The sequence below is a fragment of the Syntrophomonas sp. UBA5494 genome (assembly GCF_002426325.1).
Genome location: NZ_DIPG01000051.1, coordinates 1 through 5,075, shown reverse-complemented (window position 1 = coordinate 5,075; position 5,075 = coordinate 1). Strand labels below are relative to the sequence as shown.

Annotated in this window: 6 protein-coding genes; all 6 read left to right on the top strand. The window is 49.8% G+C overall.

The genetic code is table 11. The features are described 5' to 3' along the window. On the top strand, positions 1-192 hold a 192-nt coding region (locus B3W37_RS06185; RefSeq protein WP_483175090.1), incomplete at its 5' end, for a hypothetical protein. Between the two features lie 6 nt (positions 193-198). After that, a complete protein-coding gene (locus tag B3W37_RS06180) occupies positions 199-393 on the top strand; it encodes a helix-turn-helix transcriptional regulator (RefSeq protein WP_481040807.1) in 195 nt (64 codons plus the stop codon). 218 nt (positions 394-611) lie between these two features. Continuing rightward, positions 612-1,274 (top strand): ABC transporter ATP-binding protein, encoded by a 663-nt coding sequence (locus B3W37_RS06175; RefSeq protein WP_483169665.1) that lies wholly within the window; start codon positions 612-614, stop codon positions 1,272-1,274. After that, positions 1,271-2,977, top strand: coding sequence for a COG1361 S-layer family protein (locus B3W37_RS06170; RefSeq protein ID WP_483175089.1), 1,707 nt, complete (start codon positions 1,271-1,273; stop codon positions 2,975-2,977). Before B3W37_RS06175 ends, B3W37_RS06170 begins: the two co-directional genes overlap by 4 nt. After that, a complete protein-coding gene (locus tag B3W37_RS06165) occupies positions 2,970-4,358 on the top strand; it encodes an ABC transporter permease (protein ID WP_483175088.1) in 1,389 nt (462 codons plus the stop codon). The genes B3W37_RS06170 and B3W37_RS06165 overlap by 8 nt, the downstream gene beginning before the upstream one ends. A 175-nt stretch (positions 4,359-4,533) precedes the next feature. Then, positions 4,534-5,075 (top strand): hypothetical protein (locus B3W37_RS06160; protein ID WP_483175087.1); only part of this gene is annotated, 542 nt, incomplete at its 3' end.

Sequence of the window (5,075 nt, the reverse complement as noted above, 5' to 3'; positions counted from 1 at the left end):
GCCATAAGCTTAAAATCCATGCGGTTGTCGTGGGTTTTTGCCGTCCTGGCGCTATGCGCATGGTGCATCGCGGGATTTATTATTGACGGCGAATTGCCAATAATCCCATTTATGATTCTCTGTATTCAAAATATAATCTTTTTTTCGGCCAAATTATTCTTTACACGGCAGTTGGTAGGCAATGCCAGGTAACAGGCGATGAAAAATAAAATAAAAATATTGCGCAAGGAACTGGGACTGCGTCAAGAGGATGTTGCGGAAAAACTGGGCGTGACCCGGCAGACAATCATAGCCATAGAAAACGATAAATACAACCCCACCCTGGAGCTGGCCATGAAGTTGGCCAAATTATTGAATACTTCCGTTGAGGAGTTGTTCCAATTAAAAGAGTAAACCAAAGCGGAGAAGGCGTTTTTTCCGCTCCCGGGGACAGACGGGCGGTGCATCAGAGGCCAACCGGGTAGGTTTAGTACAAATATGATACAGAAATTTGTATTTGCAATGCAAGAAAATATATCCAAAACCATTATCATTATAATAAGGAGAATAGGGAGAGGGGGCGGCAAACCATCAATGCCTTTGAAATCCATGGCCTGAGAAAGGTATACCGGGTGGGAACCCAGAAAGTAGTGGCCCTGGATCAGGTCGATCTGTACATACCGGCTGGTGAAATCTGCTGCATTTTGGGGACCTCCGGGTCAGGCAAATCCACTCTGCTGCACCTGATGGCCGGTCTGGAAAAACCCACCCGCGGCACCATCCAGGTTCACGGAATATCAATAGAGAAGTTGACCGAGCAACAACTGGCTCTATTCAGGCAAAAGTATATCGGCTTCGTCTTTCAATCTTACAATTTATTGCCGTCTCTGTCGGCCTTGGACAATGTAAGCCTGCCGCTGGTATTCAAAGGTGTGCCCAAGCGGCAGCGAGATTTTGCGGCGGCCGAGATGTTGGACCTGGTCGGGCTAAAGCAATTCGTCAAACACAAGCCCACTGAAATGAGCGGCGGCCAGCAGCAGCGGGTGGGCATTGCCCGCGCTTTTGTCGGCAAACCGCCCATCATCCTCGCTGATGAACCCACCGGAAATCTGGATTCCCGCGTAAGTATGGAGATCATGCAGCTGATGCTGGGCCTGGCCAAAGAACATCAACAAACCCTGGTCCTCATTACCCACGATCGCGATATTGCCGCTTTTGCCCACCGTATCATCCATTTTCTGGACGGAAATATTGCTCAGGAGCAAATCATGCAACTTGAGGAGAGAATGTCATGAAAAATCGGATACTCTATTTATCTGTCGCTTTAATGGTCATTTTTACACTGACAATACCGGGAAATTTCCCCTTCCCATGGAGCGGGCGGAATGCCGTTCTTCAGGCGGAGGAGATGGAGATTATCCAGGATCCGAAGCTGATAATCGGCCGCAGCGCATCCATACCGACCTTTATGGCGGGAGAAGAAGACACTTTGTCCGTGCCGGTTGAAAATCTCCATCAAGGCACCGCCCGTAATGTCAACGTGTCTCTGCTGGTTGATAAGCCGGATGCATTCCCATTTCAAATCGCTGGCATGTCCCTGCAGACAGCCATGGTATCCATCGGCTCGCGGGACATTGAGTACGCCAGGTTCCCAGGCTTAAAAGTGGCTCCGGGAACCGCGTCCGGGGTTTATCCCATTTCCGTTAAGGTGGATTATACTACTGACGGCGGCAGGGAGGGCAGCGCCACCGGCACCATTTTTATAAAGATCATCAATAATAAAGCGCCGGCGCTGCGCGTCATGGATCTGCTGTTGAATAATGAAACCCTGGACAGCGGCGAAAGCACGGAGATCAAGCTGCAAATAAAGAATGAAGGCGAGTTCATCGCCAAAGATATCCAGGTGAAACTGGCCGGTTTCACCTCCACCGGTTTACGGCTGGACCAGGCCCTGGACACGCTTTATGTCACTGAGATGAAGGGAGGAGAGTTTAAAGCCTTGCCCTTTAAGGTGTACGCCGATCCCGGCATCGAAAGCGGCTCTTATGCCCTGGATGTGACCATTAAATACAAAAACGAATCCAATCAGGAGTTTAGCGCCGAAAGCAAAGTTTATTTGGCCATAGAAGGCAGCAGCGGGGAAGGGAAAAATATTAAATCGAGCCCGCGGCTGATCATAGAAAATTACTCCTACGGGAATGATTTTGTGCGGCCGGGCGAGGTTTTTGACCTGCAGCTTGCTTTTCTCAACACCAGTTCCAGCAAGGATGTCTACAATATCAAAGTCAGTTTTACCTCTGATGAAAACATATTTTCTCCGGTTAACAGCGGCAGTTCCTTTGTTACGGAAACAATTCCCGCCGGCGGCAATATGTCTCAGGCCGTCAGATGGAAGTCCAAGCTGGACGCTGCCAGCAAAACCTACAACATCACCGCCGACCTTGAATATGAAGATCAGAAAGGCAATAAATACACCGACAAAGAACTGATAGGGGTGACGGTGATTCAGGAGAGTGAACTGGTGGTCCCGATGCTGGAAAAACCGGATGAAATTTTTGCCGGATCTCCTTTCGGATTGTCGGCGACCTATTTTAATGCCGGCAAAGCTGCGGTCAGGAATTTAATGATCCGCACCGAAGGAGATTTCGACATACAAGACGGGGCCGAATACATCGGCAACCTGGAACCCGGCAAAAGCGATTATTTCGAAGTGACCTTAACTCCGCATCAGGAAGGGGTCTGCAGCGGATCGATCATATTCTCCTACAACGATGACATGGGGCAGCTCTACGAGATCAAAAAGGACTTTCAAGTCGAAGCCATGTCGTCGCCGGAGCCTTTCGTGATGGAGCCGCCGGAGAATATGGTTAAAGCCCAGGGAGGATTTAAAACCCCGTTGCTGGCAGGAGCTGCGGCGATTGTCATCGGCGGGCTGGCCTTTATCATTGTGCGCCGCAGGCGCAGGAAACGGATTGAGGATGTGAACTTTGATGAATAGTCTGGATTTGGTGAAGATGAGTTTCGGAAACCTGAGGCGGAGAAAGCTGCGCACCTTTCTTACCATGCTGGGGGTGGTCATCGGGACCAGCTCCATCATTCTTATGCTCTCCCTGGGCTTTGCCATGGACGCCAGCTTTCAGGAAAGCCTGCAGCAAATGGGCAGCCTCAACGTTATCGAAGTACGCCGGGGCGGAGGTTATGGTATGGAGCAGACTTCCAAAAGGAGCCCGGAAGTGCGGCTGGATGATGCCGCAGTGGCCAGTTTCCGGAAAATCTCTGGGGTAGAGGCGGTTATGCCGGTAAAAAATGCCTATTTACGTGTGATTGAGGGGAAAATGGTAGGCGACGTGAATGTCATCGGGTTGGATCCCGCTCTCATGGAAGCCTTTGACTTTGAGGTGGAACAAGGCCGTCTGTTGATGGCCGGGGACAAAGAAGCGATGGTTTTTGGCAAGCAAGTGGCTTTTAATTTTCGTAATCCCAGGCTGCAAAATGACCCCCGCGAAGGTTTCTATTCCTCCACTTACGTCGTAGGCGGCACCGGGTCTAAAGAAGGACCGGAGCCCAAGCCCCCCGTAAATCTCCTCAGCGACAAATTGCAGATCACTACCGACATGGGGTATGGAGAGAGACGCAGGAGCGAAGCTGAAGGGGACGATGACTATATCCCCCCCAGCCCCGTCAAGATAAAAGGAGTCGGTATTCTTAAAGAAAATCATGGTGAAGAAACCTACAGCGCTTATATGAACATCACCACCCTGGAAAAAATTCAGGAAGAGGAACGCAAAGCCCGACATCTGCCCAGAAGCTCCCAGAACTCTGAAGACAAATACAACGTCATCAAGGTCAAAGTGGCGGATATACAGCAGGTCCAGTCGATTCAGGAACAAATTGGCCAAATGGGGTATCAGCCCCATAGCCTGACCGAGATGCTTGAAAGCGTGAACAAGCAGTTCCGGGTCATTCAGGCCATCCTGGGAGGAATTGGAGCGGTCAGTCTTCTGGTGGCAGCCATCGGCATCACCAACACCATGATCATGAGCATCTATGAAAGAACCAGGGAAATCGGCGTGATTAAGGTTCTGGGGGCCAATCTTCGCGACATCAAAAAGATGTTTCTTCTGGAAGCCGGCATCATCGGGATTTCCGGAGGAATCATCGGGGTATGCTGCAGCAGCCTGATTTCATTGGGATTAAACATGGCAGCAGCCCGGTTTATGAGCCAAGGGATGGCCGGCGCGACCAAAATATCAGTTATTCCCATGGGCCTGGTGCTTTCGGCAGTGGCCTTTTCCACCCTGGTGGGGTTGATTGCGGGCTACTCGCCTGCCAACCGGGCCATGAAGCTCAGCGCCCTGGATGCCATCCGGACCGAATAAGCGGGATCACTGTCTTGGTGTCAACGGGTGACAAAGGACGGGGGTTTGATAACTTTCAGACATTCAAAATGACACTTTGATTGATGCCGTCAGCCTTTGAGACCGGTCTTTATGGAAAGATATTTTACTCTTTTGGGGGTTTTTAAATGAATTTTCTGGAAAGCAGGGGTGAAAAGTGCAAAAGACAGGATTCAAAGCGGTATGGGCTTTATTTATAATCGTTGTTTTGCTGGCATCATCTGTCTGGTTTACTGCTCAAAAAAGGGATCAGGAGGGACCCTCCGGCAGAATAGCGACCCCGGATTTGCGCTATGATTATGAATTGATTTATACCTATCGCAATATGGCTTATGATGCGGAGAGTTTCGCCAAGCTGGCCGGGCTTTTGCAGTCAAAAGACATACTTACCGTCAAAGCCGTAAATTATGGGGAGGATAACGGGATTTTGCAAATAAGTTATCAATTAAAGCTCACCGCAGCAGAACCGGACTATACGGTCGACTTTACCAGGCAAATGCAGGATGCCATCGTACTATTTGCAGTTTTCGACTATATCGAAGGTGTGGTATTTAATTTTGAACAGGCGGATTATGGTTTTGGGGGCGTACCCATAATGAGAGCCGATGCCGAAACCCTGTTCGGAGAACAAATTAGGCCCTTCGGACTTACTAAAGAAGACTTTGTAGAAACATTTCCCCCTAAAGTACAAACAGTTGT

Bases quoted from the DNA above. Each gene is read 5' to 3' on its own strand.
- B3W37_RS06180 (WP_481040807.1), top strand. From the start codon at position 199: ATGAAAAATAAAATAAAAATATTGCGCAAGGAACTGGGACTGCGTCAA.
- B3W37_RS06170 (WP_483175089.1), top strand. From the start codon at position 1,271: ATGAAAAATCGGATACTCTATTTATCTGTCGCTTTAATGGTCATTTTT.
- B3W37_RS06165 (WP_483175088.1), top strand. From the start codon at position 2,970: ATGAATAGTCTGGATTTGGTGAAGATGAGTTTCGGAAACCTGAGGCGG.